This is a genomic window from Pseudomonas sp. NY15374 (assembly GCF_048068255.1).
Classification (GTDB): domain Bacteria; phylum Pseudomonadota; class Gammaproteobacteria; order Pseudomonadales; family Pseudomonadaceae; genus Aquipseudomonas; species Aquipseudomonas machongensis.
Genome location: NZ_JBLUPZ010000001.1, coordinates 18,927 through 45,520 on the forward strand (window position 1 = coordinate 18,927; position 26,594 = coordinate 45,520).

The 26,594-nt window shown below is 59.8% G+C and carries 35 protein-coding genes and 2 pseudogenes; 30 read left to right on the top strand and 7 right to left on the bottom strand.

All coding sequences use genetic code 11. From position 1 onward, the window contains the following. Window positions 1–11: 11 nt before the first annotated feature. The 10 genes from ACNFHO_RS00165 to ACNFHO_RS00210 all read left to right on the top strand — a co-directional run bounded on the left by ACNFHO_RS00165 (window position 12) and on the right by ACNFHO_RS00210 (window position 5,508). On the top strand, window positions 12–980 hold the full coding sequence (locus ACNFHO_RS00165) for a major capsid protein (protein WP_016711278.1): 969 nt from the start codon (window positions 12–14) through the stop codon (window positions 978–980). Between the two features lie 49 nt (window positions 981–1,029). Continuing rightward, window positions 1,030–1,632, top strand: a complete 603-nt coding sequence (locus ACNFHO_RS00170) for a hypothetical protein (protein WP_416764703.1) — start codon at window positions 1,030–1,032, stop codon at window positions 1,630–1,632. A 39-nt stretch (window positions 1,633–1,671) separates the two neighbouring features. Continuing rightward, the gene (locus tag ACNFHO_RS00175) at window positions 1,672–2,064 is read left to right on the top strand and encodes a protein singed (RefSeq protein WP_416764705.1); all 393 of its coding nucleotides are present in this window, start codon (window positions 1,672–1,674) and stop codon (window positions 2,062–2,064) included. Between the two features lie 2 nt (window positions 2,065–2,066). Next, a complete protein-coding gene (locus ACNFHO_RS00180) occupies window positions 2,067–2,447 on the top strand; it encodes a glutamate 5-kinase (RefSeq protein WP_416764707.1) in 381 nt (126 codons plus the stop codon). A 2-nt stretch (window positions 2,448–2,449) separates the two neighbouring features. Continuing rightward, complete coding sequence (locus ACNFHO_RS00185; RefSeq protein ID WP_416764709.1) at window positions 2,450–2,836, top strand: HK97 gp10 family phage protein; 387 nt, start codon at window positions 2,450–2,452, stop codon at window positions 2,834–2,836. Further along, entirely contained in the window at window positions 2,833–3,240 is a 408-nt protein-coding gene (locus ACNFHO_RS00190) for a phage tail terminator-like protein (protein ID WP_416764711.1), read from the top strand. The genes ACNFHO_RS00185 and ACNFHO_RS00190 overlap by 4 nt, the downstream gene beginning before the upstream one ends. 61 nt (window positions 3,241–3,301) lie before the next feature. Continuing rightward, window positions 3,302–4,471 (top strand): phage tail tube protein, encoded by a 1,170-nt coding sequence (locus tag ACNFHO_RS00195; protein WP_416764713.1) that lies wholly within the window; start codon window positions 3,302–3,304, stop codon window positions 4,469–4,471. Between the two features lie 56 nt (window positions 4,472–4,527). Further along, entirely contained in the window at window positions 4,528–5,043 is a 516-nt protein-coding gene (locus ACNFHO_RS00200; protein ID WP_416764715.1) for a hypothetical protein, read from the top strand. Window positions 5,044–5,147: 104 nt separating this feature from the next. Next, entirely contained in the window at window positions 5,148–5,300 is a 153-nt protein-coding gene (locus ACNFHO_RS00205) for a hypothetical protein (RefSeq protein WP_416764717.1), read from the top strand. Window positions 5,301–5,325: 25 nt separating this feature from the next. Beyond that, window positions 5,326–5,508, top strand: coding sequence for a hypothetical protein (locus tag ACNFHO_RS00210; protein WP_416764718.1), 183 nt, complete (start codon window positions 5,326–5,328; stop codon window positions 5,506–5,508). Between the two features lie 665 nt (window positions 5,509–6,173). On the opposite strand, the gene ACNFHO_RS00215 is transcribed toward ACNFHO_RS00210, so the two are convergent. Both ACNFHO_RS00215 and ACNFHO_RS00220 read right to left on the bottom strand, forming a co-directional pair. Then, complete coding sequence (locus ACNFHO_RS00215) at window positions 6,174–6,365, bottom strand: hypothetical protein (RefSeq protein WP_416764719.1); 192 nt, start codon at window positions 6,363–6,365, stop codon at window positions 6,174–6,176. An 89-nt stretch (window positions 6,366–6,454) separates the two neighbouring features. Then, the gene (locus ACNFHO_RS00220; RefSeq protein ID WP_416764721.1) at window positions 6,455–7,174 is read right to left on the bottom strand and encodes a DNA translocase FtsK; all 720 of its coding nucleotides are present in this window, start codon (window positions 7,172–7,174) and stop codon (window positions 6,455–6,457) included. A gap of 91 nt (window positions 7,175–7,265) precedes the next feature. Here ACNFHO_RS00220 and ACNFHO_RS00225 point away from each other — a divergent pair, with 91 nt between their 5' ends. The 11 genes from ACNFHO_RS00225 (at window position 7,266) to ACNFHO_RS00275 (ending at window position 17,654) form a co-directional block, all read left to right on the top strand. Then, window positions 7,266–7,562 (top strand): hypothetical protein, encoded by a 297-nt coding sequence (locus ACNFHO_RS00225; RefSeq protein ID WP_416764723.1) that lies wholly within the window; start codon window positions 7,266–7,268, stop codon window positions 7,560–7,562. Window positions 7,563–7,624: 62 nt separating this feature from the next. After that, on the top strand, window positions 7,625–10,297 hold the full coding sequence (locus tag ACNFHO_RS00230) for a phage tail tape measure protein (RefSeq protein WP_416764725.1): 2,673 nt from the start codon (window positions 7,625–7,627) through the stop codon (window positions 10,295–10,297). Beyond that, window positions 10,294–10,593: a hypothetical protein gene (locus ACNFHO_RS00235; protein ID WP_416764727.1), complete on the top strand. Its 300-nt coding sequence runs from the start codon at window positions 10,294–10,296 to the stop codon at window positions 10,591–10,593. Before ACNFHO_RS00230 ends, ACNFHO_RS00235 begins: the two co-directional genes overlap by 4 nt. Window positions 10,594–10,618: 25 nt before the next feature. Beyond that, window positions 10,619–11,203, top strand: coding sequence for a hypothetical protein (locus ACNFHO_RS00240; RefSeq protein WP_416764728.1), 585 nt, complete (start codon window positions 10,619–10,621; stop codon window positions 11,201–11,203). After that, on the top strand, window positions 11,203–11,805 hold the full coding sequence (locus ACNFHO_RS00245; protein WP_151924361.1) for a hypothetical protein: 603 nt from the start codon (window positions 11,203–11,205) through the stop codon (window positions 11,803–11,805). The genes ACNFHO_RS00240 and ACNFHO_RS00245 overlap by 1 nt, the downstream gene beginning before the upstream one ends. A gap of 2 nt (window positions 11,806–11,807) precedes the next feature. Then, window positions 11,808–12,206, top strand: coding sequence for a DUF6950 family protein (locus ACNFHO_RS00250; RefSeq protein WP_416764730.1), 399 nt, complete (start codon window positions 11,808–11,810; stop codon window positions 12,204–12,206). Then, window positions 12,203–15,136 carry a phage tail tip fiber protein gene (locus ACNFHO_RS00255; RefSeq protein WP_416764732.1) on the top strand — a complete coding sequence of 978 codons (2,934 nt, stop codon included), beginning with the start codon at window positions 12,203–12,205 and terminating at the stop codon, window positions 15,134–15,136. Before ACNFHO_RS00250 ends, ACNFHO_RS00255 begins: the two co-directional genes overlap by 4 nt. Continuing rightward, window positions 15,136–16,200 carry a hypothetical protein gene (locus tag ACNFHO_RS00260; protein ID WP_416764734.1) on the top strand — a complete coding sequence of 355 codons (1,065 nt, stop codon included), beginning with the start codon at window positions 15,136–15,138 and terminating at the stop codon, window positions 16,198–16,200. Before ACNFHO_RS00255 ends, ACNFHO_RS00260 begins: the two co-directional genes overlap by 1 nt. A gap of 34 nt (window positions 16,201–16,234) precedes the next feature. Next, window positions 16,235–17,047, top strand: coding sequence for a hypothetical protein (locus ACNFHO_RS00265; protein WP_416764736.1), 813 nt, complete (start codon window positions 16,235–16,237; stop codon window positions 17,045–17,047). A 2-nt stretch (window positions 17,048–17,049) separates the two neighbouring features. After that, entirely contained in the window at window positions 17,050–17,379 is a 330-nt protein-coding gene (locus ACNFHO_RS00270) for a hypothetical protein (protein WP_416764738.1), read from the top strand. Beyond that, entirely contained in the window at window positions 17,376–17,654 is a 279-nt protein-coding gene (locus tag ACNFHO_RS00275; RefSeq protein ID WP_416764739.1) for a tail fiber assembly protein, read from the top strand. Before ACNFHO_RS00270 ends, ACNFHO_RS00275 begins: the two co-directional genes overlap by 4 nt. Before the next feature lie 25 nt (window positions 17,655–17,679). On the opposite strand, the gene ACNFHO_RS00280 is transcribed toward ACNFHO_RS00275, so the two are convergent. After that, window positions 17,680–18,789 (bottom strand): acyltransferase family protein, encoded by a 1,110-nt coding sequence (locus ACNFHO_RS00280; protein ID WP_416764740.1) that lies wholly within the window; start codon window positions 18,787–18,789, stop codon window positions 17,680–17,682. A 110-nt stretch (window positions 18,790–18,899) separates the two neighbouring features. Between ACNFHO_RS00280 and ACNFHO_RS00285 the strand changes: the two genes are divergently transcribed. Genes ACNFHO_RS00285 through ACNFHO_RS00300 form a run of 4 tightly spaced genes read left to right on the top strand, consistent with a single transcriptional unit; the run spans window position 18,900 to window position 20,263 of the window. Then, window positions 18,900–19,322, top strand: coding sequence for a structural protein (locus tag ACNFHO_RS00285; protein WP_416764741.1), 423 nt, complete (start codon window positions 18,900–18,902; stop codon window positions 19,320–19,322). Continuing rightward, window positions 19,319–19,825, top strand: coding sequence for a DUF2514 domain-containing protein (locus ACNFHO_RS00290; protein ID WP_416764742.1), 507 nt, complete (start codon window positions 19,319–19,321; stop codon window positions 19,823–19,825). The genes ACNFHO_RS00285 and ACNFHO_RS00290 overlap by 4 nt, the downstream gene beginning before the upstream one ends. 4 nt (window positions 19,826–19,829) lie before the next feature. Next, window positions 19,830–20,039, top strand: coding sequence for a hypothetical protein (locus ACNFHO_RS00295; RefSeq protein ID WP_065863042.1), 210 nt, complete (start codon window positions 19,830–19,832; stop codon window positions 20,037–20,039). A 17-nt stretch (window positions 20,040–20,056) separates the two neighbouring features. Then, window positions 20,057–20,263 (top strand): hypothetical protein, encoded by a 207-nt coding sequence (locus ACNFHO_RS00300; protein WP_416764744.1) that lies wholly within the window; start codon window positions 20,057–20,059, stop codon window positions 20,261–20,263. Here the strand turns inward: ACNFHO_RS00300 and ACNFHO_RS00305 are convergent. After that, window positions 20,257–20,919, bottom strand: coding sequence for an SOS response-associated peptidase (locus ACNFHO_RS00305; protein ID WP_416764746.1), 663 nt, complete (start codon window positions 20,917–20,919; stop codon window positions 20,257–20,259). The genes ACNFHO_RS00300 and ACNFHO_RS00305 overlap by 7 nt on opposite strands. A 107-nt stretch (window positions 20,920–21,026) precedes the next feature. Between ACNFHO_RS00305 and ACNFHO_RS00310 the strand changes: the two genes are divergently transcribed. Both ACNFHO_RS00310 and ACNFHO_RS00315 read left to right on the top strand, forming a co-directional pair. Continuing rightward, window positions 21,027–21,320 (top strand): hypothetical protein, encoded by a 294-nt coding sequence (locus tag ACNFHO_RS00310; RefSeq protein WP_081311804.1) that lies wholly within the window; start codon window positions 21,027–21,029, stop codon window positions 21,318–21,320. Between the two features lie 25 nt (window positions 21,321–21,345). After that, window positions 21,346–21,528, top strand: coding sequence for a hypothetical protein (locus ACNFHO_RS00315; RefSeq protein WP_416764747.1), 183 nt, complete (start codon window positions 21,346–21,348; stop codon window positions 21,526–21,528). Window positions 21,529–22,698: 1,170 nt separating this feature from the next. Here ACNFHO_RS00315 and ACNFHO_RS00320 read toward each other — a convergent pair. After that, window positions 22,699–23,481, bottom strand: coding sequence for an EAL domain-containing protein (locus tag ACNFHO_RS00320; protein WP_416764749.1), 783 nt, complete (start codon window positions 23,479–23,481; stop codon window positions 22,699–22,701). A 348-nt stretch (window positions 23,482–23,829) separates the two neighbouring features. On the opposite strand from ACNFHO_RS00320, the gene ACNFHO_RS00325 reads away from it, so the two are divergent. Further along, complete coding sequence (locus ACNFHO_RS00325) at window positions 23,830–24,123, top strand: hypothetical protein (RefSeq protein WP_054892102.1); 294 nt, start codon at window positions 23,830–23,832, stop codon at window positions 24,121–24,123. 232 nt (window positions 24,124–24,355) lie between these two features. Then, window positions 24,356–25,224 (top strand): annotated as a pseudogene (locus ACNFHO_RS00330) (AraC family transcriptional regulator). A gap of 7 nt (window positions 25,225–25,231) precedes the next feature. On the opposite strand, the pseudogene ACNFHO_RS00335 reads toward ACNFHO_RS00330, so the two are convergent. Both ACNFHO_RS00335 and ACNFHO_RS00340 read right to left on the bottom strand, forming a co-directional pair. After that, a pseudogene (locus tag ACNFHO_RS00335) lies at window positions 25,232–25,360 on the bottom strand (DUF2388 domain-containing protein); the annotation flags it as partial. A gap of 126 nt (window positions 25,361–25,486) precedes the next feature. Then, window positions 25,487–26,161, bottom strand: coding sequence for a polysaccharide lyase family 7 protein (locus ACNFHO_RS00340; protein WP_151926200.1), 675 nt, complete (start codon window positions 26,159–26,161; stop codon window positions 25,487–25,489). A gap of 237 nt (window positions 26,162–26,398) precedes the next feature. On the opposite strand from ACNFHO_RS00340, the gene ACNFHO_RS00345 reads away from it, so the two are divergent. Further along, entirely contained in the window at window positions 26,399–26,593 is a 195-nt protein-coding gene (locus tag ACNFHO_RS00345; RefSeq protein ID WP_054892098.1) for a hypothetical protein, read from the top strand. Window position 26,594 lies beyond the last annotated feature (1 nt).

A 26,594-nucleotide genomic window follows, 5' to 3' on the forward strand; every position in this document is an offset into this window, starting at 1 on the left:
GAAAAACACCTATGTCCCTGTCGCAAATGCAGGTTTTCAACGAGTACATCATGCCGGCGACCATCGAGACGCTGGATCAGATGCTCGTTGCGTTCAACGCCGCCAGCCGCGGCGCCATCGTGCTGTCCCCGGACGGCTTCACCGGCGACTTCCTCCAAGAGTCGTTCTTCCAGACTCTGGCCGCCGCCCAGCGTCGCGTTGATCGCTATGCCGCCAACGGCGCCGCGCCGATCACCGACCTGACCGAGCTGAAAAACTCCTCGGTGAAGGTTGCCGGCGGCTTCGGTCCAGTCCGCTACGAGCCGTCGCAGATGACCTGGCTGGAGCGCCCGACCGCCCAGGGCATCGAGGTGGCTTCCCGCGCGTTCGCTGAGATCCTGCTGAAGGACCAGCTGAACACCGCCATCGCAGCCCTGGTCGCCGCGATCACCGCCCAGGCTTCGGCCGTCAATGACGTGTCGGCCACCGCCGGTATCTCGCAGGCCGCCCTGAACAACGCTCATGCCAAGTTCGGCGACGCCAGCCAGAACCTGATTACCCAGGTTATGCAGGGCACCACCTACCACAAGCTGATCGGTCAGGCCCTGGCCAACTCCGAGCAGCTGTTCCAGGCCGGCAACGTCCTTGTTGTTGACATCCTGGGCAAGGTCTCGGTGGTCACCGATGCCCCGGCGCTGATGCAGACCGGCACCCCGAACAAGGAAATCATCCTCTCCCTGGCTCAGGGCGCGGCTCTGGTGCACGACGGTCGTGATCTGATCAGCAACGTCAGCACCACCAACGGCAAGGAGCGCATCGAAACTACCCTGCAGGTGGACTACACCTTCGGCGTTGGCCTCAAGGGTTACACCTGGGACACCGTCAACGGCGGCAAGTCCCCGACCGATGCCGAGATCGCCACCGGCACCAACTGGGACAAGACCGCCACCAGCATCAAGCACACCGCCGGTGTGGCTCTGATCGGTGACGCCTCCAAGTAACCACTGATGGCGGGCTGGGCCTTTGGCTTGGCCCGCTGAGGACGTGAGCATGAGCAAGAACAACATCTGGTACTTGGCGGGACCGTTCCACCAGTATCAGGAGAACGTGAAGGCACTGGCTAAGGAAGCCGGCTTGGTAATCGTTGATGCCAACGCTGCTACCAGCCGCAAGGGCGAGGCCAAGGACGTCCCGGAGGTGACCATTCGGCCCGAGCTGAAAGCCGTGGCCGTGGTTGTCGAGGCTGGCGGACTGAGCCAGGACGCGGTCGATCAACTGACAGCTGAGCTGGCCGCCATTGGCGTAATCGTAGAGTCGTTCGCGGTGCAGAGCCTGGAGCGCCCAGAGGGTGAGCTTGGCGAAACCGCGTCGCGCCTGTTAGAGGTGCTGGAGGCGGTGAATGCCGGCGTTTCCAGCCTCAAGCGTGAGCGCGACGGCGAAGTGGAGAAGGTCGTAGGCCTGGAGCAAGAGAAGGCAGACCTGCTGAAGCAGAATGCCGAACTGCTCAAGCAAATCGAATCCCTCAAGGCAGCAAACGCTGACCCCGAGGTCGAGGCGCTGAAGGCCAAGCTCGACGCTGCGAACGTCTCCTACCGCTCCAACGCCTCGAAAGAGTCGCTGCAGAAGCAGGTAGCAGAACTCGGCCAGCAGTAATCCAGGGGCCTTGGCCCCACTCATTTAAGCGGAGGCCTGATGGCTACCTACATCACTGTGGCCGACGTAGACGCCATCCTCGGGCCTGACTGGGCGGCTCAAGAGCTGAAGGACGAGGCGGTTTTCGAGGCGAATGCCTATCTGACTTCGCTCAACCTGGTCGGCATCGACATGGACAACATCCCTGACGATGTGAAGCAGGCAGGAGCTCGGCTGGCAAAGTGCGCTTCCCAAGGCAAGCTTTACCAGCAGCAGACCGAGGGCTCGCTCGAGGCGAAGACTGTCAAGGCCGGGTCGGTATCGACCAGCAAGACCTTCGGCTCGATAGACAAGAACAGCACAGTCGCCCAGCCTGCCTGCGTACAGCTGGCACTGGCCCTGCTGACGCCTTGGCGCAGCAATCCGTTCGCCTTTGCTGTGAAAAGGGGATAGCCATGGGGCTCCGCGACGATATCCAGGCAGACCTTGCCGAGGCCTTCGACGACGACCTGGCCGATGCCGTTTTTCCCTTCACTGGCTCCTACATGGGGCCAGGCGATTGGGATCCTGTGAGCGAGACCAGCACGGCCCAGCCGGTTAGCTATACCGGGCGCGGCGTGCTCGACAGCTACGACAGCCGGCGCATCGACGGTCTGAACATCCTGGTGGGTGATGTGCTGCTGATCTGCCTGGCCAACGAGGTCACCGACAAGCCTGCAGTGGGCCACCAGATCACCGTTACCGACCTGATCACCGGCCTGCCGGCGACGTACCGCATCGTCAGCCCAGGCATAGATCCTGCCAAGGCGCACTACGAAATCCAGCTGAGGAAGTGACCATGGCCAAGAACAGAGGCTGGAGCACGCCGCCCAGCATGTTCACCGGGGTGGTTGAAGAGCAACTGAGCCAGCGAGTTAGGGTTATCGCCATGGCCATGCTCAACGAGATCGTTCTGCGGTCGCCGGTTGATACCGGGCGATTCCGTGGCAACAACATCGTGAGCGTGGGCGCGCCGGTTTACACGACCACTGAGAGCCTGGACAAGAGCGGCGGCGAGACGATCCAGCGTGGCCTGTCCGCCATGAGCGGGCTTGAGCCGTACACGCAGGTGTTTATCCAGAACAACCTTCCATATGCCACCGCGCTGGAGGACGGCCATTCGAAGCAAGCGCCAGGCGGCGCCTATGCGGTGTCCTTCCATGGTGTCTCGCAGGCCTACTCATGACCTTCGAACAGATCCGCGCCGTCATCATCGGCCGCATGCAGCAGTGGGCGGGAATTCCCGCTGACGCGATCGACTACCCGAACAACCCGCAGGGCCCATTCAGTCCTGCCGGGAAAGCCATATGGGCCAGGCTGGCGGACATCCCTGGACTGTCCAGCACGCCGGAGATCGGCAACGGGCCGAGCGTGCGCCGCACAGGCGTGGTCATCATTCAGCTGTTCGTGCCGACCAACAAGGGCACCCTGGCCATAGCTAAGGCTGCCGACACGCTGGTGCAGCATTTCGAGTACTACAGCGCGCCCGAGGGCCCGCTGGACTTCTTCGCTGCATCGCCCAGCACGGTCGGCGACGATGGCAACGGCTGGTACCAGGTCAACGTGTCGCTTCCATACAGGGCCTACTGAGCCCCCCACTTGCACCGCCACATGGCGGTTTTTTTACGCCTATTGATAGGAGAAACACGCCATGTCGAGTGGTGCCAAGGTTGCAACCGCCTGGATTCGTGAAATCACGCCAGGCACCACCCCACCGGGCCCCTGGAACGTGCTGACGCGGACCAGCTTCGGTGTCGGGCCCACATACAACACCGCCGAGAACAACGAGATCGGCGAAGACCGCATGTCGCAGGGTACGGCTCAGACTACCGTGGATGTGGCCGGCGATATCGGCACCAAGATGCGCTACGGCGCGCTGGACGAGTTCCTGGCCTCTTGCTTCGGCAAGGACTGGGACAACAACGTCCTGACCATGGGTAACGACCGTATCAGCTTCAGCCTGGGCTACTACGCCGCGGACGTCGGCATCGCCGGCAAGGCCACCGGCGCCCAGGTCGCCACCATGAACATCCAGGTGCCGAACGACGGCGAGATCGAGGTGACCACCACCTTCGCCGCGACCGGCTGGCAGGACAAGGCCGACGACACCAACTTCATTCTCACGTCGGTGGCCGAGGCCTTCCAGCGGCGCTACGGCTTCAAGGACGTCTCCGGCCTCAAGCTGAACGGGATGCAGGTCGGCGACAACAACGTCTGCGTCGACACCTTCAACCTGCAGTTCGACAACGCCGTCCAGACCCAGCGCTGCATCGGTAATGGCAACCCCTTCGCCGGCAACATCATCCCGACCACCTTCACGCCGTCGGGCAGCATCACCCTGAGCTGGGCCAAGACTGCCTATGAGCTGTGGAAGAAGCAGCAGACTGGTGACGCGATCAGCTTCGAGTTCACCCTGGGTAATGCCGACGGCGCCTACGACTTCCTGATCCCTGAGATGGAGATCAGCGGATCCTGGCCGGATGGCGGCGCTACCGACATCATCCAGGTAGAGCTGACCTATACCGCCCGCCGCGTGTCGCCGACCATCACCCGCCGACCGGCACCACCGGCGCCAACCGGTGTGACTGTGGCTCCGTCGACCGCTAGCGTGGCAGTGGCTGCCACCATCAACCTGGCCGCTACCGTCGCCCCAGCAGGCGCGACTCAGGGCGTCACCTGGTCCAGCTCGGATGTGAGCAAGGCCACCGTCAGTGCTTCCGGCGTCGTGACCGGTGTAGCCGTCGGCAGCGCGACCATCACCGCCACCAGCACCGTGGATGGCACCAAGAAAGGCACCGCGGCGATCACCGTCACGGCGTAATCATTGCCCGGCACGCCATGCGGTGCGTGTCGGGCCTTTTACCGCAGAGGAAGAACATGGGATTCACCATCGCTCGCAAGCCTGAGCTGGACCTCCATGGCCAGCGCTGGGTGGAGTTCGCCCCAGGCGCCAAGATCCTGGTCGGTTCAGCCGCCGACCCCGTGTACCGATCGCACCGCGCGCTGATCAACCGGCACCTGGCGGCAGTCGACTCCCAGGCCGGCGTCGGCACCAAGCAGTTCAGCGTCGCGCAGATCCCTCAGGTCGAGATCGAGGTGGACGACGAGCTCTACATGGACCTGGTGGCGCACCACCTGATCAAGGATTGGCAGGGCGTCGATGTAGCCGAGCGCCCGGGCGAGCCGGCGCAGTACACCCCGGAGCTGGGCAAGGCCCTGATCGAACAGATGCCCAGCGTCTACTTCCTTGCTCTGCGCACCGGCGTCGACATCGCCAACCGCGTCGAGGAGCGCATCAAGGAATCGGTGGGAAAGCCCTCGCCGTCTACCGATGGGGCCGCGACTGGGCGGGCGAAGAGAACGAGAAAAAGCGCTGGAAACGCGAGCGCCTGAGCGGAGTAGGTGCGGTTCCGGAGGCCCCGGCGATTGACCCCGTCACTGACCAGCTGCTCGACGCCTACAACGCGATCAGCCGGTCCCGGCAGTACGTCGGAATGATGGCTGCGCCAGCGCCGATCACTGCAGGAATGGTCAGCGAATACCTGGCCCGACACCCGACTGCCATCGACCGTGACGAGCTCGAGGCAGTGGTGTTCGCCCTGGATGAAGAATTCCGCGCCAACTGGGCGGAGAAGAACAGCAACGACTGACGCGGCCAGGCCGCAGGAGAGGGACATGCAGCAGCGCACAGAGGCAAGCCATGAACCGTTTGTGATGGTTTCGGTTCATGGTGTGCGTATTGATATGCGCAAAGGAACGATTACGTTCCCCGAAATCACTGATCTCGGAAGAACGATCGAGCCTCCTGCTGATCATTCAGGAGAAACCGAAGCGGAGCCGAAAACGCAGTTTCTGTAGCCTCGTTATCGGGGATTCCAGACATCGGCCATGCGTGCTTCAACGTGTGAGTCAGCATCTGCTCCATTACCTGTGGCGAATAGCCAGGAATCTCACGTAAAGCAGCGGATATAGCTCCCAGAGCGGCCGCGTTGCCTGCCTTCAACGCCTGGAACTCATCCTTTAGGCTGCTTAGCTCTGCAGTGATCCGGGCAATCAATTCGTTTTGATCTGACATTTGATCTCCTATCCATGGGCTTTCCGGCAACGGACCGGGGCGGTTCGTTGGGAGGCACAACGCTACTACGGCGCCGTGCCGGCTGGTACTGGCTTTCCGTCCAGGGTGGATGGGTGGACAGATTAGACGTTCGTCGTAATGCTAGATCGCTCGATTGCTAGCTAGTGTTCGGCATCGCCTTGTACAGGTAATTTCGCGAGAGGGAAGCATGTCAAACAAGCTGAGGTCAGAGGATGAGGTGCAAGCGTGGGACCGCTATTACGCAGCGGCAATTCCCTTAGGAAGAGAGTTCTCTTCGGCCGGAAATCACCATGATTTCTTGGATAAGGTCGTTAAGCACGCTGCTGACATAGCAGACCGTATGGTTATAGAGCGTCGGAAGCGAGACCCTTTCGCATGATTGCTCCGCCCAGCCCCGCGCTGGGCTTTTTGCATCTGGTCCTAATCATCATTTTTGCCGCAGTTTCTTTCCGTGATGCTTCGACAGGTCGCTGATATGGAAGGCATCTGCAAGCCTCACCTTTGCCTGGTTCTCAGCCTGCGCTATAGCCTCGGCGCGCTCCCTGGCACGAATCAAAGCGACATCCTCCGCCCAGTGTGCCAGCGCCTCGGCAAATCTCCGCTTCTCAGCATCGGGCATCTCCGCACCCTTCATGTGAATGGTTGGGGAGGGTAAGGGTAGACCAAACGGGCCCGGGGACGGGTGGCGCTTGTCGGCGAGCGGCGGCGTCAGCCGATCAGCTTTCCAATGAAATGACTGAGCCCTCCATGGGCGCGGACGAACTCAGAATAGCTATGCCCTTCGGACCCCGTAAGCTCTGAGATAGCGCGTATCATTTCTATCTTGGTGTCGACTGGCATATCACTTTCAGCGACAGATCGGACTCGAATCAGGAAATTGATGTAATCGTTAATGGCCAAGTCGAGCTGACCAATATCCGTGTGGGTGAATGCGTCGGAAATCTTCCCTTCCTTTGTGGAAGGAACCCATCTACCGCATCGAGCAAGAAGCTCTTCGTATGTCTTATCGCCTAGATAACATTTTGTACCAACAAGGACGAGGTCCGAGTACGGCGTGGTTAGAAATGGAAAGGGCACAAAATAGTGCTCACGATCAAACGCGCTATCGGCATCTTGGCGCTTAACCAGCGTAGCTGGAGGCTGTTGAGGCGTCACAGATGCTTGGCCAGGATAGATGACATGTCGACGCCCGTCAGCGCCTATAGAGCTGACGACCATGTCTATTTCCATGGTTTCAATGAAGCGATTTGCACGAGCGAATCCTATTTTCAGCTCCCTTTGGATGAGCGATACCGAGGCTGTTTTGTTTTTTAGTACAAGTTGGACCGCCTTGGGGTACAAGTCGTCATCAATGTCCGAAACTTCCACGGGCTGATCGGTGACATTGTCCGCGCGCTTCGGTGAAAAAATACGCCTGATCCAATTCACGAAGGTAACCCGCTAAGCCATTTTCAGGGTACAAGGCTAACCCATGCGAGCCGTGAAATGGTAGATTGCCCTCATCAAACAAGGAGGGTTCATGGAACTGTTCATCATCTGGCTGGCGTTAGCTGGCGTGACTGCCTATTTCGCAAAGCAGAAGGGCAGAAACCCTGTGGGCTGGTTCATCCTGGGCTTTGTCTTCCCCGCCATCGGGCTTATCGCAGTATGGTTGGCAAACCCGCTCGGGGTGGACGAGCAGAAGAGTATTGAGATCGCCAGGAAGTTTGGTGTCTCCTCCCTCTATCGGAAGTGCCCATTCTGCGCCGAGGTTGTACAGAGGGAAGCCGTCAAGTGCAAACACTGCCAGTCTGACCTAGAACCGGTCAAAGAATGACCTGAGCCAAAAACGAAGATAAACCCGCCATGCGCGGGTTTTTTTATGCCTGGAGATATTGCATGGCTCAAGAATCGCGCCTTGCCGTAACCATTGACTCACGCGGCGCGCAGCGTGACGCAGCGTCTATGAGAAAAGAGCTCGAGTCTCTTGAGTCGTCTGGTAATCGTGTAGCGCCGGCAATGGATAAGGCCAGCGCATCTATCGAAGGGGCTGGGCGGCGTTCTGATGCGAGCTCAAGAAAGGTCGGCGGCCTGGCTGCCGAAACCGATAAGCTGCTCGGCGCCGTGGGAGGGCTGGCCGCACCGTTTGCAGCGGCCTTCAGTGTTTCGAAGATCGCGCAATATTCGGAGCAGTACACCAACCTCACCAACCGTCTGAGGCTTGTTACCGAAGGAGCTGAGCAATTAGCGTTCGCTCAGGATTCCGTTTACAGGGTTGCTCAGAACTCTAGGCAGTCTCTGCAAAGTACCGCCGAGGTCTATCAGCGAGTGGCCCAGAATGCTAGACAGCTTGGGCTGAGTTTTGCTGACGTGGAGAGCGTCACTGAGACAGTGTCGAAGACCGTGGCACTGAGTGGCGCCAGTGCCCAGGCCGCTGAGGCCTCCATGGTCCAGTTTGGTCAGGCTCTCGCCTCTGGCACCCTTCGCGGCGATGAACTCAACAGCATAATGGAACAAACACCGGCGCTCGCCCAGGCGATTGCGCGCGGGCTCGGCGTCTCTATTGGGCAACTGCGCACCATGGGGGCTGAGGGGAAGCTGACGTCTGAGGCAGTCGTTAAGGCGCTTCAGAGCCAGAAAGACAAGGTGGACGAGCTCAGCGGAAGCCTTCAGGTCACGGTCAGCCAGTCGATAACGGCATTCAACAACTCGCTGGTGACTACGGTCGGGAAGCTTGATGAGGCTACCGGTGCCAGCGCCCGGCTGGCTCGTGGAATCGTATCCATGGCAGAGGCTATGGATAGGTTCAACTCAGGCGAGTTCCTGGATTTCTTCCGTGACGACAAGCAGACAGTGGCTGGGTTGAACAATGAGCTCAGCGTCACTCTGGCTGGAATTCGAGACCTGCAGAATGCGAGATCAAAGCTGTCATCTACCGACTCGAGTGATACGGTTTTCTTCAAGTTCAAGTTCTACAGCCGCGAGGAACTGGACAAGGAAATTGCCGGGCTGGAGAGCCGAGCCGCCTCTGTCAGGGCAGTAGTTGCGCAGATGCAGAAGACTGCAGCGCAGCCATCTCTCCAAACTCCGAAAGGGGATGATCCAGGTAAGAAGGTGAATGCTGAGTACGAGAAACTTCTAGCCAACCTGAAAAAACAGGCTGCACTCGAGGGCGAAAACACTGAAGCCGCAAAGGTGCGGTATGCAATTGAGGCTGGCGAGCTTGGGAAGCTGCTTCCTGAGCAAGAAAAGCTACTTCTGAAATACGCCCAAGAAAAGGATGCAAAGGCGGCAGCGGAGAAGGCGTCCAAGAAAGCAGCTGCGGAGGCAGCCAAGGCTCAAGCCGCGGCCGGCAATGGGCTATCAGAATCGCTCAACACCTTCTCCCGCCTCTACGCCCAGTATGACCCGGCATCCCAGGCCGCCCGCGCCCTGACCAAGGAACAGCAACAGCTGGACTTGGCCTTCAAGAAGGGCAAGATCAGCCAGGAGGAGTACGGCAAGGCGCTGGCGCAGGCCTCGACGAACTATGCCGCGGCGATCAAGGGCGCCCAGGGCCTGACCCAGGCCGAGCAGTACCGCGCCCAGATGGAGCGGCAGCTGGCCACTCAGCGCATGGAGTACGCCGCCCAGGCGGATGCCGTGGGCATGGGGCAGAAGGATGCTACGCGGATGCAGGAGCGCCTGCGGATTGAGCAGGATACCAACAACCGTATCCTGCAGTTGCAGACCGAGTTGGCCAACGCCCAGGGCGAGAAGCAGCGGCAGGACCTGCAGGCGCAGATCGACATCGAGCGTGAGTTTCTGCAGAAGCGTGTTGCAGCCCAGCGCGAGGGGTGGTCGCAGATCGACCAGGCCCAGGCAGACTGGAGCAACGGTGCTCGAGGTGCTTTCCAAGACTACATGGACAGTGCCCGGGACGTTGCAGGCCAGACGCGCAACCTGTTCAGCAACGCCTTCGGCAACATGGAAGACGCCGTGGTCAACTTCGTGAAGACCGGCAAGCTGTCGTTCAAGGACTTTGCGGACCAGGTGGTGGCCGACCTCATCCGTATTCAGGTGCGGCAGGCAGCGGCAGGCTTCCTGGGCTCGGCTCTTGGATTCCTTGGCGGAGGAGGGGGCGCAGCAGCGGCCGGCAGCGGCACCATGACCGGGTTCAGCGAGACGATCTCGCGATCTGGCTTCGCGGCTGGCGGCTACACCGGTGACGGCGGCAAGTTCGAGCCGAAGGGCGTCGTGCACGGCGGCGAGTATGTGGTCCGCAAGGAGGTCGTCAGCCAGCCTGGCATGCGCGATCATCTCGACCGGCTGAACAAGAAGGGGTACGCCAGCGGGGGCATGGTTGAGGGAGGCGCGGCATCCACAGCGAGCAGAGCCTCTTCACCTCTGAGTCTCCCAGTCATTGAGCAGCACTTCCACTTCCAGGGGAGCCCAGACCAGGCGATGGTGGAGCAACTCCGACAGGCCGCTGATGATGGCGCGAATCGTGGGGCTAGAGGTGGTTACGATATGGTGCTGCGTGATCTCAAGCAGAATGGAGCCGTAATGCAGCTAATAAGGAGAAGCCGTTGAAAATTTCTGATTTGGATGTTGGGGAGTTGGTAGCGGCAGTTAGTACCGCTATCGCTCCCATAGTATTTGAGGGCGTCGACCGAGAAGTTGAGCCCCAGGTTTGGCGGCAAAGGGCTCAGCTTAATGCCGAAATCATGGGCCGCATCACTGCAGTACTGCAGTGCGGCGATGAGGTCGGGCCTGATATTCGTGAGCTGATAGACAGGTGTACCGATCATATGAAAGTCGCTTTCGAGCGATCTTTTGCAGAGCTTCTCGGTCCTGGTGGCACGCTCAGCGAAGACCACAAGCTCTAGACACTGATTTTCAAGGAGTAACCACATGGCACTCGAATGGCCGGCATCCCTGCCCGTGTCTGAAATGACGTGGGGCATAGTCAACAACAGCCGGGCCTTCACCTCGACGCTGTCCAACGCTCAGCAGATCGTTGGCCATCCTGGGGCGTACTGGCAGTGCACCTTGACCTTCGGCCTGCTCACCAGGGTGCAGGAGCGTCAGCTCTCGGCGTTCCTTGGTGATCTGGATGGAATGTTCGGCACCTTCAACATGCCGGCGATCACTCGTCGGCGCTCGAACAGCGTTGGGAGCCTGACTGTGGTCACTGGCGTGGCGCAGTCGCGGTCGATGTTGGTCGCCGGGGCTGCTCCGGGTGTTCAGGTGTTCGCCCCAGGCGACTACCTGACGGTGGCTGGCGAGATGTTCGAGGTGGTGCGCCCGGTTACCGCGAATGCGCAGGGCCAGGCCGTGGTCCCGCTCAACAAACGCATCAGGCGCACGCTGACCGCAGGCGCTGCGATCGAGTACCTCAACCCCTACTCAGAGATGCGGATGACCCAGGACACCTGGGCCATGACCGTGCGCCAGGTCGTGGCCAGCGGCAGCTATCAGTTCAGGGAGGCTTTCTGATGCCCTCATCGTTTCCATTCAGCCAGAGCGTGGTGGACATCATCGCCACCGGCCGCTTCCTGACGGTGTACGCCTGTCAGTTGGACTTCGAGGACGGGCCGGTCTACGCCCACACCGGCACCGGTGACCTGGTGATCGACGGCATCACCTACCTTGGGGTGGGTCAGTTCGGCGAGGTCGGCCAGTCGCAGGAGAGCGACAACTCGAACTCGCCCATGTCCGTGGAGCTGAGCCTGAACGGCCTAGACAGCTACATCATCACCGAGACGAACATACGCGGTTGCCGGGGGCGCTCGGGCAAGCTGCTGTTCGTGGTTTTCGACGAGGCGGGCAACTACGCCGTCGACATCTTGTTCTCCGGGCGCATGGATGCGGCAAGCTTCTCCTACGCCGGCAATGGCGAGGACGGCAACAAGATCATGGTCCCCATCGTCGATCGCATGGCCGAGTGGAGCCGCACCGGTACCGAACGCTTTACCGATGAGAACCACCGGGCCCGCCACCAGGGCGACCGCTTCTTCTACGCGGTCGCTCAGCTGTCCGAGTGGCCGATCTACTGGGGCTCCAGCAAGGACGCGCCGACCTTCAACTACGAGAAATAGCGATGCGCAATCGAGACTGGACGATACGTCTGACCGAAGTGATCAAGGCCGCCTCTGAGCGGCCTTTTTCATGGGGCGAATTCGACTGCTGCTTGTTCGCGGCTGACTGCTCGGTAGCGGTCTGCGGGGTTGATCCGGCGGAGGCGTACCGGGGCAAGTACAAGACCGAGGCCGGGGCGAAGCGGGCGCTGAAGAAGAACCACGGCAGCCTCGAGGCGGCTTGGGACGCCTGCTTCAACCGGGTGGCGCCGGCGTTCATCCAGCGTGGCGACATCGCCATGTACGACGGCCCGCAAGGAAAGGCGATCGCGGTGTTCTGGGCTGGTGAGTTTTGGGCAGCGACCGAAGACGGCGCGGCGCGGGTGGTGTGCGAACCGACAGCAGTGTGGAGAGTTGAATGAGCGGCGGGGTCAGGAAGATTGCACAGATCGCCGTAGGTGCGGTCATTGGCTTCGCTCAGGGCGGCCCGATCGGTGCCGCGATCGGCGCGGGCTTGGCGTTCTACGCCTCGGAGCAGCAGGAGAAGCTCAACACCAAGTCGCCGCTGCGCGACAACGAGCCTTCAGCACAGACCGTTCGCTCGTCCAAGGCGCCGGCACGCTTCATCCTCGGCCGAGTCAGCACCGGTGGCGTGCTGGTGTGGGCTCAGGAAGAGGCCGGCGCCCAGCGTGATGGGGAGTGGCTCCACCTGGTGTATGTGCTCTGTGAGGGCGCCGTCGACGCGTTGGAGGAGATCTACCTGGGTGAGGAGGTCATCAACACCTACGGCGTCGATGCCTCCTACGAACTGGTGGTGAACCCAACCCAGGTGAATGCCTTTCTCAAGGCCAACTGCCCGGATTGGAAGGATGAGCAGATCGGTCGCGGCCTTTCGTTCGTACGCCTGTCCCTGCGGTACAACGCCGAGAAATTCCCGTCGGGCATTCCTGATGCGCGCTTCGTCGTGCGCGGGCGCAATGATCTCTATGACCCCCGCACCGGCATGGCGGGGTACAGCGAGAACACTGCGCTGCACATTCTGTGGTTCCTGCGCACCCGTTGCGGCGTGCCGGACGATGAGATCGTGTTCGAGACCTTCGCCAGCGGCGCGAACGTGTGCGATGAGTCGGTGGCCAACCCTGACGGCACCACCAGCCCGCGCTACCGCAGCAGCTGCGTGATTGGTGCAGACGAGCAGCGCACCAACGTGCTGCAGAAGCTGGAGGCGGCGTGCGGTGGCAAGGTCATTCGCGTGGGCGGTCGCTGGATGTTCCAGGCCGGTGCCTACTACGGCCCGTGGGACTTCGAGATCACCGAGGACATGGTGATCGGCACCATCACGGGTAGCACTGAGCCGACGAACGACGCGGCCATCAACACGATCCGCGGCACCTTCACCGACACGACCCAGTCATGGACCGAGACCGACTACCCGGAAGTCAGCGTGGCCGAGTGGGTGGTTGCGGATGGCGGTGAGGCGGCGGAGACGCTGACCTTTTCCTACGTCACCAACCCTTACCAGGCCCAGCGCCTGGCCAACATCGAGCTACGCCGGCGCCGCGCGGGCGGGGTGATAAACGTCCCGCTCAACCTGCTCGGCTACAACTGCAGGCCGGGTCGTGCCGTGCGCGCGAACCTGCCATCGCTGAACATCCTTGGCGAGTTCATCGTCACCGGCTGGTCCATGGGCACGAGCGAGGGCTGCACCGCGTCCCTGCAGGTCTACGGCCCGGCGATCTTTGACGATGCCGTGGGCAAACCCTACAACCCGATTGGATTCATCAACCTGCCATCTGGAGGCCTGGGCAGCCCGACCGGCTTGGCTTGGACCGTGGACGATACCGCCGAGGTGACTCAGGGTGTGCTGAGCTGGGATGCACCGGTCGGCATCGTGACTGGCTATGCAGTGACCGTGCGACAGGCCGGTGTGGCCGTGCAGGCCCAGCAGGTGCCAGAGACCACGCTTCAGTTGCCCCTGGCCGGCCTGCCGTCGGGCAACTACACGATGAGCGTTGCCGCACTCGGGCCGCAGGCGCGGTCGGGCGAGGCAAGCATAACGGTCAACATCAACGGGCCAGCGGTGCCAGAAGGGTGCGCCGTCACCTCGACCATCGAAAGCATCAACCTGGTGCCGAGCAACGTTCAGCACGGCCTCAACGGTGGCACATACGAGTACTTCTTCAGCATGGATCCGCAGGCGACTGCGGCGCAGGCTGAGTACCTGGGCCAGGGTCTGAGCCTGACTCACACCGGACTGGCCTTCTTCACCAACTACTACTACTTCATCCGCTCGAAGAACGCCTACGGGGTGAGTGGGTTCCTGAAAATCGCGGCATCAACCTCCACGGACGTGAGCACGATGCTCGAGGCGCTCAAGGGGAAGATCGAGCGTGGCCAGCTTGGGCCTGTGCTGGGCGAAGAGATCGACGGCCTGCAAGACCAGATTGACGCCTTGGACGGGCTCAAGGCCTACAACAAGGATGAGGCATACGAGAAAGGCCAGATGGTCGTTGTCGACGGTCGGATCTACCAGGCTCGCGACCCAGTGCCAGCCGAACCATCGGGCGCCAATGCACCCCCGAATCCAGTGCTGTGGGATGACGTGGGCCAGTCGATCGAGTCGGCCAACGGCCTGGCCCAGCAGGTTCAAACGAATACCACCAGCATTCAGAGTCTCGACGGCAGGGTCACTTCAACGGCCGAGAGCGTGCAGTTGCTACGGGCCTCGTCGAGGGACGATAACGCCGATGGCGATCTTGCTGGCGCGCTGAAGTTGTGGGATTCCACTGCGGCCATCGCGCGTGAGCGGATGGTGCGAACCACAGAGACCACAGCGCTTGCTCGCAGCACCGAAACATTGACTGCCAAGGTTGGTGAGAACAGCTCGTCCATCCAGCGAACGGACGAGGTTGTCGCTGGGCTGAACGGCAAGGTGTCGGCAATTTCATCGTGGAAGACCGAGACCAACGTCAACGGCAGGAAGGTTGCAACCGGTATCGTCCAGGGCAGCAACGGTGAAGTCGGCCAGATCATCATGTCCGCTGACCAGGTTGTCATCGCCAATGGCCTGAGTGGCCCAGAAGCCAACCTGTTCGTGTTCCAGAACGGCCAGATGTTCGTCAACACAGCCTTCATCAACAAGGCGTTTATCCAAGAGCTGATCCTCGGTATGACGCTGCGCTCGCAGGCCGTCAACGCTCAGGGGCAGCCGTTGATCGAACTGAACATGGTCACAGGGGCTTTCACCCTGCGCGGCCAGGACGCAAACGGCCAAACGATCATCAACAATGGCGGCCTCTACGTGTACGACGCGAACGGCGTCGAGCGCGTTGCGGCGGGGAGGCTCACCTGATGGCTGTGCAATACGGCCTGCGGACCAAGGATGCGTCCGCAGCGGTTTCACTCGATACGACGATCACGCCGATCCGCTCGCTGAAGATGATGCAGGTGACGGGAGACGGATCGTTCGACCAGTACATCTCGATTCCTGAGATCCAGGCCCAATCCTTCGTTGTTGTCGACACGCTTCAAGACATGGGAGAAAACACGTGGTCCCCGCAAGCCTGGTATTCCGCTGGTCAGTTGCAGCTTCGGCAGCCGCAGAATCTAACCTGGCAGGTGATGATCCTTTCCCAGGGTGGCGAGCCGTTCTCGGCGGCCTGGAGCTACGGGATTCGCGCGTTCAACGATAACGTGCGAACCCAGATCGATTCGATCAACCGCATCCTCTCGGTTCGCTACAGTGGAGCCTTCCAGATCGGGCTCTACTGGCGCTCCGGCATGCAAGTACAAGAGATTCGCTGGGGGGATGTAACTTTTCCGCAGCCTATCACGACGTATGAGCGCCCGTTGATATTCCTGAATGCGGCTGACTATATGATGGTTGGGAGTTTCTCGATCAAAGGCTCTCCTGGCAACTGGACCGGGTTCAGGCTGCGGCAATGGGCAAATCCCAGTACGCATGGGAGTGCGGCATATGACTACATGCAGATCACCTGGTTCTGTGCGAGCTATATGACGCCCAACACCCCGACTGGCGACTACGGGGCCTCAGTGAGGGATGCAGGGAGTAATCGCACCTTTGTCACGACAGCCAACCTTTCCCTGCTGAACAGCCAACCGGCCACCACCCAGTTCGTCAACGCTGGACCGCCGATAACCGGGGCGGGCGGATATTACGCGCCAAGCCAGCAAATGCCGTGGACCGGAAGCTTCGGTGATTACGTGCTGGCTAACGCGCTGTTTTCCTGCGTGGACATTGCAGCCACGACGCAGCCGATTCGCGCGAACTTTGGCGGCTTCCTGCCGGGCAATCGCTCTGTACTGCAGATGTATTGCGACAACTTCTCGGGCATCAACCCGATCACCGCGAATGGCCGAACGTTGTTCGCCTCGCGCCCGATGAAACCACTCTGAAGGAAAAAACATGCCTTGGTATAGAGCCGGAACGGTGTCGATCACCGCCGGGCAGACGACTGTGACCGGTACCGGCACGAACTTTTCACTTAATGCCCGCGTGGGTGATGCCTTCCAGGGGCCTGATGGCCGATGGTACGAAGTCGCCAACATTGCCAGTGCCACGGTGATGGGCATCTTGCCCGCCTACCAGGGCGCAACTGTTGCCGCAGGGGCCTACGGCCTGGCGCCGATGCAGGGGTACGTCAAGGAAGCTGCTGACCGGCTGCGTCAACTGGTCGACCAGTTCGGCGGGACCTTGGCCATGTTGGGTACGCCAGCCAACGTTGCTGACCTTAGAGTAAACATTGGCGCGGCGACCAGGGGCGCGAACAGCGACATCACGTCAATAACCGGACTGACAACCGCCCTCAGCGTTGCTCAAGGAGGCACTGGCGGCAACACACCAGCGGCCGCACGTGCTGGACTAGGCCTGAAAAACGGGGCGATTTTTGATGTGGTGGGTAGCGTAGGCAGTGGCGGCGGCACCGCGATCATCGAGCGTGGCCAGAACTCCAACGGCGCCTATACCCTCTACGCGGACGGGACGCTGGAGCAGTGGGGTTCCATGTCCACGGCAGCAATTGCAAGCGGCGATTACAGCGGGAAGACTGTTACCTTCCCCGTCCAGTTCTTTGACAACAGCTATGGCTTTAGCCCTATCGCGCAGCCCACCGCGTCCAACGATCACTACGGAATCACTGGTTACTCGTCGAAGTTGGCCGGCAGTATTGGTGTCGTCATCCGCAACAACGCAGCGGCGCAGGCTTTCAACGTCGTCTGGATAGCCATCGGCAGGAAGTTCTAATCATGAAAATCATTCTTTCCCCGGTCCGCATGGATGAAGCCCTGACAGTCACTCGGCAGGGCGACACGCTCACGGTAAACGGTGAAATCTTCGACTTCTCGCCGTTAACCGATGGCGCCACGCTGCCGCGCGAGGCAATCAAGTCTGACTGGTTCTGTGGGCCAGCCGAGCGTGACGGTGGTGAGCTCGTCGTCACGCTTCGCCTTCCGCATGGGGCGAATGCGCCGGAGTCCACCAGGTTCCCTCAGCCGCTGTACATGACCGCCGATGGCGCCGTGCCCCTTCCGATCTACGACTTGCCAGCCGCGCTGGCGGAGGTGCAGCCCGAATGAACAACATCGACTGGACGCAGATGATCACCGTTGAGATGAAGGCGGCCCAGGCTGCAGCCGACGTGCTGGCCCAGGCTCAGGCCGAAGCCTCACGCCTTCGGAGGCTGGCCGACGACGCTATTGCGCCGCTGCAGGATGCGGTCGATCTGGAGGAGGCGACCGAGGCAGAGACCGCGCTATTGAAGGAGTGGAAGCGGTACCGCGTGACGCTGAACCGCTTGCCTGACCAAGCAGGCTACCCGACCGGTATAGACTGGCCTATATCACCGGCGTGAAGCCTTAGGTGAATAAATCACACAGCTAGTTAGCCGTTTTTTCATGACGAGTGTCGGGCTGTATTGTTCTCCTAGGATCAAGTGCCATTCGCAGTCTCGAAGATAGCGGTTTTTCGACAAACCTGTTAATTGCGTAAGAAAGCAATAGCATCACAAGGATCACACCCCAGAAAAGTAGGTGGATATTGACTTTGTCGAACATGAGATTAAATAGCAGGTATCCTACCACTTGGTGTAGCAAATACAGCGGGTATGTCAATGCACCAATGGCGCTCCAGTTTTTCCGACCTATTGCGCCAGTTTTTCTGGTGGCAGAGATAGCCATGACGATGAAAAAGCATACAATAACGGATACTACTATGATTGGGCTGACCTCTGATTTGAAAACTCCGGTCAATACCTGTGCTTGTTTTAGTGCCTGGTAGATTGCCAGTAGCGACGATGACGCGATTGTCGCGGTGCGAAGTGTAGAGACTCCTTTGCTCCATACCATATAAAACGAAGCGCCCGCGATAAACAAAGCCGCATATTCTGCAACGAGGTAGGTCGAGAGATGTCCGCTACCTCCGAAGATGGCGATTTTTGCCGCGTAGATAAGCCATGCAAACATTATATATTCAGCGTTATGCATTTGTCGCAATAAAAGGACTATTGCTACCAGTAGATAAAACCGTATCTCAATAAATATTGACCAGTATGCCCCGTCAATCGGTGCTGAGCTAATGAAATCGCTGAGCATGCTCATGTTTATCAAGTATTGGGGTAGCTGAGCAGTGAAGCGCGGATCGTCGATTAAAAGTATTGCTAAAAATGTGATTGTGCAGCACGCCCAAAATGCTGGATAAAGTCTTGCGGCTCTTGATGCGGCAAATGATCTGAGGTTTGTGTTCATGGCGCTCATGAAAATCACGAAGCCGCTGATCATGAAGAATAGGTGGACTCCTAAATAACCATATTTTGCAATTGGAATTAGCCAGGGGTAGGACATGACTGACAAGTCGTCGTAAGCATGCCCTCTAAATGCGTAGTGAAAAAGTACTACTGCGATCGCAGCGAAGAATCGCAGTAGATCTATTTCATTGATGCGCGTTTTTTTCATATGTGTGCTGTGCTGCCCTAGCGGACTATATGTCATTTTGCGCGCATCCTACCTTACTGCCGAGCAACGCCCAACGCTATTCCGTCATTTTCAATCACCCTCAACCAAGGCCTCGTTCAGGGGCTTTTTTTCGCCTGGAGGAAGCTATGACCCAACCCCAGCCCCGTGGGATCCGCAACCGCAACCCCGGCAATATCGACTTCAACCCCGCGAACAACTGGGTAGGCCAGATCGGGAAAGAGCCCGACGGCCGGTTCTGCATCTTCGACACACCGGAGAACGGCATCCGCGCCCTGGGCAAGCTTCTGCAGACCTACTACAGCAAGCATCGTCTGCGCACTGTGGCGGCGATCATTAAGCGTTGGGCGCCAGAGGTGGAAAACGACACCAGCGCCTATGTCCGCGCAGTGGCTCAGCGCTGCGGCCTGGGCCCCAGTGAACCGATCAAGGACATCAAGGACGAGAAGATCCTGGGTGGACTGGTTCACGCGATCATCAAGCACGAGAACGCGAACTACGAGTACCCGGCTGCAATCTTCGCAGAGGGCCTACGCAGGGCACTGGCATGAGCGGCTGGGGAGTACGCGTGATTGCGCTGCTGGCCGTTGTCGGCTCGTACTGGCTGGTGTACGAGCATGGGCGATCTGTCGAGCGCGCCGAGGCTGCGGCGGCATCTGCGCAGCGCGACAGCGGCGATCGCCTGGCCGAGGTGCTCGGTGAGCGCAGTGCTCGAGCTGAAGAACAACGACGCGCTGAGGCGCAAGAGGAGGCGAGAGCACATGCTCAAGAACAGAGAACGATTGCTGATGCCGATGCTGCTGGCGCTGACGCTTCTGGCCAGCGGCTGCGCCACGAAGCCAGAAACCTTGCCGCCGCCGTCAGTTGCTCCCCCGCGGATACCGCCGCTGTCGAGCGAGGCAAGACAGCCACCCGCGCCGCAATGGTGCTCTCCGACTTGCTCGCGCGGGCTGATGCTCGAGCGGGAGAACTGGCGGCAGCTTATGACAAAGCCCGAATAGCCGGCCTGGCCTGTGAAGCGTCCTATAATGGCCTGACAAAGCCATCGGGGTAGGTCAGTGAAGCGAACGCTTGAAGGAATGGTCGCTGCAGGTGAAGAGTTGCTTCGCCAGGCGCTCGACGCCAATCGACGCCTACAGCAGGCCGTGGCTGATGGAGAGCCCCTCGAGGAGGTCGAGCGGCACCGGGTATTGGCCGATCGTCTCTACCGTCAGGTGACCGAGCATCAGCTCATCGCTACCGGCAAGGCACCTCATATCATCCACTGACCGCCAGGGAGGCGAGCATGAAGGAAAAGCGCGAAGTCGTGATGCCAGACCATCAGGTCTACAAGGATGTCGAGGAGGCTATGAGGCGCCATCTTGAGGCGCAAGAGGCTGGATTGCCTGCGCAGGAAGTGGAGCGCTTGCGGCTGATCTTGGAATCGCAGATCAAGGCGGCTCATCAGTACCACTCAAATACCATGGGGCGAGCGCCGCTGAATCGTCACTGAGGCGCTATCAGCTCAGGCCCCTGGTTCCGCACATTCCCTACGGCCGTGCTGACCTTGTACCACTCAAAAGCCTCAGACGGCTCTCCCAGGTTCAGCAACATCTGTTCTGCGTGCTCGCTTGGCATGCCTGCTGCAATCCACTCTCTCGCCAGCTCCGGCTCAAGCACAACTGGCCGGCGGTCGTGCACGTCAACAAGCCCGCCCTGGGCGTCGGCTGTGATGATTACGAAGCCGTCGTGCTCGTTGCCGGTGAATTGACCGATGCTGGCGCATAGCGCTGGCTGGCCGTCCCTCCGCCGGATGTAATACGGCTGCTTCTTTGGGCCGCCCTCATCAACCCACTCGTACCAGCCGTCGATAGGCGTAATCGCCCTGTGCGGCCAGATGGCCCGGAAGAACGGGCCGTGTGCCACCTTCTCGACGCGCGCGTTGATCGGCGCGGCGCGATCGGTCGCCCAGTGCGGCCGCCACCCCCACCTCACCAGATCCGCCCGCGGGCCTCCCTCATCAAAGCGCAGCACAGCAACGGGCGTAGTAGGCGCAACGTTGTACCGCTGCAGCGCCTGGTCACCGACGTTGTTCCTCCACACCTCCGGCATGCTCAGCACTTCAACGAAGTCGTGGATGCCTCTGTACTGGGTCAGCCGTCCACACATTTCCCTTCCCTCCTGCTCGAGTACAAAGCATAGCCCGCCGGGTGGTACTGGCGCGGGCTGCGCATGCAATGCTCAAATACTGTATCGATATACAGCATTGGTGCTCTATGTACTTCCTTCTTGTTCGCCGCCGAGTGCGCGGCGTTGCGATCCCCAATGGACAGCTCACGAAGATCCAGCCGATTCGCGCTGACGTTCACATCGAGTACGGACACAGTACCGTGCTCGGTCGGCAGTGCCTGGGCGCCTGGGTGTTCAACCCAACCCCAGGGCCCGACGTTATCCCGCGGCTACACGACGCGTGCGTGACCGGGATGGCTCAAGGCGGAATGAACGTTACGGGTGTTGAAGAGGTGGATGGCGTGCTCTATGCGCAATCGTGGTGGTGCCGTGCTCAGTAGCGCTGCGGGCATACCGCAGCCTTGGATGGACGAGCTCAACGATCAGATCGCGATGATCACCGATCCAGACGGGCGCTCTGCAGTGATGGCGGAAATGGCCGTTTCCGCTCACCGCAGACAGGACGTTGATGCTGGGGCGCTGGCCGAGATGCTGGAGCTCGCCGAGGCGGCCAGGCTATGGGCTCATGCTGAGCGTGAAGCGGAGTGATAGTGACGCCAGCCAGGACGGCTGACGGGGTGGCAGAACGCCAAAGGAAGGGGTGAAAATCGGTTCCAAAACTGAAGCGGCGACCTTTATAGAATGCGGGCTGTAGCCGAGCCATTTCGCCTTTGTTTTGGAATCGATTTTGGTGTTTGCGCCCCATGATTAGGGCACTTGTACCACGGTCTTGAAAACCGCTGACGAGGGATCAAAATCAGTTCCGCAACTTGATACAGACCCCTAGATTTTAAAGGGCCGCAGGCCATCTAGAATCAGGCCGGTGCGGAAATTGAAATCTCGTAAGGTATTGAAATCAAAGGAAATGCATCGCGGATTGCAAATCCGTCTACGCCGGTTCGATTCCGACCTCGGCCTCCACCATTCGAAAGCCCCGCTGATTAACGTCTGCGGGGTTTTTCTTTATGGGTCCGAAAAGCCAAGAGTTCCGAAACAAAATGCATAGGGCATGCGCTACACCGGGCCCGCAACAGAAGGCCATATCGCGGCAGTTGAAAAAGGTTGTGAGGGAGGGAGATTGCGTCAGACCATGACTGCTGCCATGGCGTGGGGGCGGCAGCGCGCCCTGGACTGGATCACCGAGAGCTTTCCGCCTGCGCCTACCGGCCTTGAAGTTAAACCCTCTGGACGCAGGCCTTCACGTACTTCCAGATAAGGATGCTGGAAAACGGAACGCTCTTGAAAAGACATCAGTCGTATCTCCATCGGAGGCGCATTTGAGGCGCACAATTGGAGAAAATGATGAGCCTTCAGTCCATAAGCCATAACCTGTACGAGCACACCTACCTTGGGTACCAGGCATCTATCTACGTGCTGTGGGAGGCTAGCCTTGATTTTCCCACCGGGATGCTGGTTGAAGTAGGGAGACCAGGCGCTACGGCGCGCACGATGCGTGTGAATCGGCCATTCTCCTCCCCGTTTGAAGCAGTTATCGAAGGAAAGGTAATGGTCGAACAGTACGTGCAGAGTCAGAACGGCTGAGCATGATTGACACGCACAGCTTTCAGGCTGCTGCTTTCGGCCGAGCCGCATTCAGGTGAAGGCCGTTAGCTCTCGCATCCCGCTCTCTCAGGTCCGCTAGATGGCATTACCAACCCTCGAGCCTCGAAGGCTCGGGGTTGGTCTGCGCTGAATGCCTTCTGCTACAAGCAGGTCAAACTAAGAAAGTCGTTCGACCAATGGCAATGCATTTATCTGTGGTCGAGCGAACAGAAATCCTTGCATCAAATCAATCCCCAATGCTGCCAATGCTTGGCACTCTGCATCTGTCTCAATCCCCTCGGCGATCAGCGTAATGCCCAGTCGTTCGGCTACCAGAACGATACCCGCGACGATGGCTTGCCGAACCGGATCCTGGCTGATTCTCCGCGTGAGTGCCATATCCAGCTTCAGTACGTCTGGCTGAAATTCTGCGAGGAGGTTCAAGCCTGAGTAACCCGAGCCGAAGTCATCTATCGCAGTGGTGAAGCCCTGTCGGCCGTATTCCTTGAAGATTGCTTTCAAGTGCTCGGTATCGTCGATCCGCTCACCCTCGGTCACTTCGAACATGAGCTGATTGGCAGGGAAGTCGAATGTCCGGGTGGCTTCCAGGGTAGCTCGGATACAGGTGCTGGCACGGTAGACGGCGTTGGGCAGAAAGTTGATGCTCAATTTACAGTCTGCATGCCGTCCCAGTCCTAGTGCCGCCGCTTGCTCGATGGCCTTCACTCGACAGGCCTGATCGAAACGGTACAGATTGTCGGGCGACACCTTGGCCAGGATTTGCGCAGCGCTTTCACCGCTTGGACCGCGAACCAATGCCTCATAGGCAAACGGCCTACCTGAAGGAACGTGAATGATGGGCTGGAAGGCCATCGTAATGTCGAAACCCAGGCTCGCAAGGTCGCGACATTGGGAGCAGCCAATCGCTAGAAAGGGCTGGGGGAAAACGGGCTTGCTCATGGGTTATCGCCGAGGTGCGTGGGTACGACTGTTGAGAATGCTTGAATCCACAGCAAGTTCCAATTTGTACCCACTCGCCCTGGCTCAGGGGCAGTCTGCCGTGAGGCTCAGCCTGTAGACGCGTTCACCTGGCGTCAGGATGATCTGTGTTCTAACGGCGTCGGACTTTCGGGAGTTTATTTGTGGCCTAGAAACCTATTTCTTGTACATGGTCTTCGCTGGCGTACAAGATTCAGGGCCGCCTGTCAGACTGCGACGGATTTTGACGCCAATTTTATGAATGTCGCCGGAGGCAGCGCTAATGTGGGTACGTCACCTACATTAACGCGTATGTCGAAGGAGGCCGGCATGATTATCAGAGGAGAGGTGTTTTGGGGCTGGGCCGACCCGACCCTGCATCACCGTGATCACGTAGAGGCGCTGGATGACGGAACCGTGATCGATGTTCAGGCGAGGCTGTCTCGAATAGGGGGCACGCAGCTTTTCATCGGCGTTTACTCGTCTTCAGGCGCCAGGCTTCTTGAAGAGGCCTACGATGAACGTCCTGGAGAGTCGATGACCCGCGCTCTTGCGTGGGGTGTGGGACGCGCCAGGAGGATTGCGATGGAGGGTGCGCCCAGGAAGATTGCAGCCAGGGCATGACCCTTGAGGTTAACCACGAAGCCCAGCTCCGCGCTGGGCTTTTTGCATCTGGCGACACGACGCCCCCACAGTGCTCTCTCAAAGGGGGGATACATGAAATACTGCTCGCATTGCTAGCCATGCCCGGCGTGGTTGGATGCTCATCGCCGGATGCATTGAGCAAACCCGGCTAGGTACGCTTTCCGAGCATCGACGATCCTTGCCTCACCGCAACCACTGGGCCTTGCCACCGATGTCCTGCACACCTCCCAACGCGATCTACGCCAAGCGCTTCGAAGCGGTGCTCACCCATATCCAGGCCAATCTCGAAGGTGACCTGTCGGTGAACACCCTGAGCGAGATCGCGAACTTCTCGACCTTTCACTTCCATCGGCAGTTCACTGCGTACGTCGGCGTGCCCGTCGCGCGATACGTGCAGCTGATGCGACTGCGTCGGGCTGGTCAACGACTGGCGGGGGATGACAGCCATTCGGTACTGGACGCTGCGTTGGACGCAGGCTTCGAAAGCCCCGAGGCGTTCAGCCGTGCGTTTCGCCGGGCCTTTGGCATGTCGCCGAGCACCTTTCGCCAGGCGCCAGCTGGCAGCTGTGGAATGCGGTATTTGCCATTCCCCATTTTTCCAGGAGTATCGTCATGCAAGTTCGGATCGTGGACTTTGTCGAGGTCAAGGTGGTAGCGCTGGAGCACCATGGTGCACCGGCATTGCTGGACCAGACCGTCGGGCGCTTCATCCATTGGCGCAAGCGCACGGGCCAGTCGCCGGTGGAGAGCAGCCGCACATTCGGCATCCCATACGGCAACCCCGACACCACACCAGCGCAGGATTTTCGCTTTGCCATCTGTGGCGAGCTCAATCAGCCGCTGGTGCCTGATGACGAAGCGGTGCGAGAGCTCATCATCCCTGCCGGGCGTTGTGCGGTGGTGCGTCATGTCGGCTCGCCGCATGTCATTGGCGAGACGATCTATCCGGTCTATCGCGACTGGTTGCCGGGCAGTGGTGAGGAATTGCGCGACCATCCGCTGTATTTCGAGTACCTGAGCGTGTATCCGCAGACGCCGCTCGAGCAATGGCAGACGGATATCTACATCCCCCTGCGTTGAGCGCTGATCAATAGATGGCGGTGATCGCCAGCGCCAGTTGTCGGTCGCTCATGAAGGGTGGTGTGGCGCTGGCGCGGTATTCACGGCGTGCCTGTTCGAAGCGAGCTCCGCGAATGGCGCCGTCGGAGCCGATGAAGGCGAGTGCGTCGACGCAGAAAAAGAAAAACCCGCCATTGGGGCGGGTTCAAGAACGTATCGAAGCCAGGTCACTATGCTCCTGTGAATGTCAGCATTTCGTGAAAGGCATGTCGACAGACTGTTTCTAGATGTGGCTGAGTTCCAGTCGGCTGATCACGCACACCGAGCCGTCTTCGGCGGCGGTGGAGTCGCTGTAGTCCACCTGGTTATACACGCCGCCATGGAAATTGAAGGCGCGGACGTTCCAGCTCTGGGCCATCTGCAGGACGCCAGTGCTGCCCGTACGGCCGTTGCAGGTGGCGCTGACCGTTGCCGCACCGGCGCTGGTGACTTCGATGCTGATCTCGAACGGGGTGTTCAGCGGCACGTCGGTCAGTACGTTGCTACTCAGCGGCGTGAGCTGGTTGAAGTCCTGGCGAAACCCCAGGGTGATCTTGCCCTTGTTCCAGAACACCTTGATCACGGGGCTGTCGTCGTCCTTGACGTGCATCTGCGAAATCACCACTTTTTGCGCCGAATTGACCTTTTCCAGGGTCATGCGCTGATGGTTGCTGTGGCGGGTAGCGCTGGTGAGGGACCAGTAGCGCGCCTCCTTCCACTCGCAGCGGGTGCGGTGGGTGCTCTTGCTCGAAGCGCCGCGGGTCGGAGCGCTCATGCGGATCGAGCCGTCGCTGAGGCGGGCGATTACCTGGGTGAGGGTGGCCAGGGCCTGGGCCCCGGTCAGTTCCAGCGCCACCGGATTGCTGGGTGACTTGGGCACGGGCGTGGTGATGATGAGGTTTTCCATGTTCACGGCCATTGCTGTTCTCCTTGCAAAAAAGACAGGTCCTACACCTAGTGCGAACCTGGAGGAGCGGCGCAAGTTTCAGCTGATCCATGAGCGGCAAAAAAAAGCCCGCCATGGCGGCGGGCAAGACGTTCTGAAGGGAGCAGCGCAAGATTACGGCTTGCGCAGTTAAGCGAGCATTAACCGGGTTCAATGATTGACCGCGACTTCCGATAAGCCTATACAGGCCCCCCAACACGGAGCTGCGCGATGCACGAAGAAGACGATCTCCCCGAACCTGAGCACGATCACTTGCTCGATCACGAATTTCTCTACGAGGACTTCGACCCTGAGGCCGATGCCCAGGGCGCCGAGGATGAGATCGAGGAAGACGAGGCGCTACAGGATGATCTCGACGATGACGAGCAAGACCATCCCGCCTGGCATGACCACCCGGACGACTGAG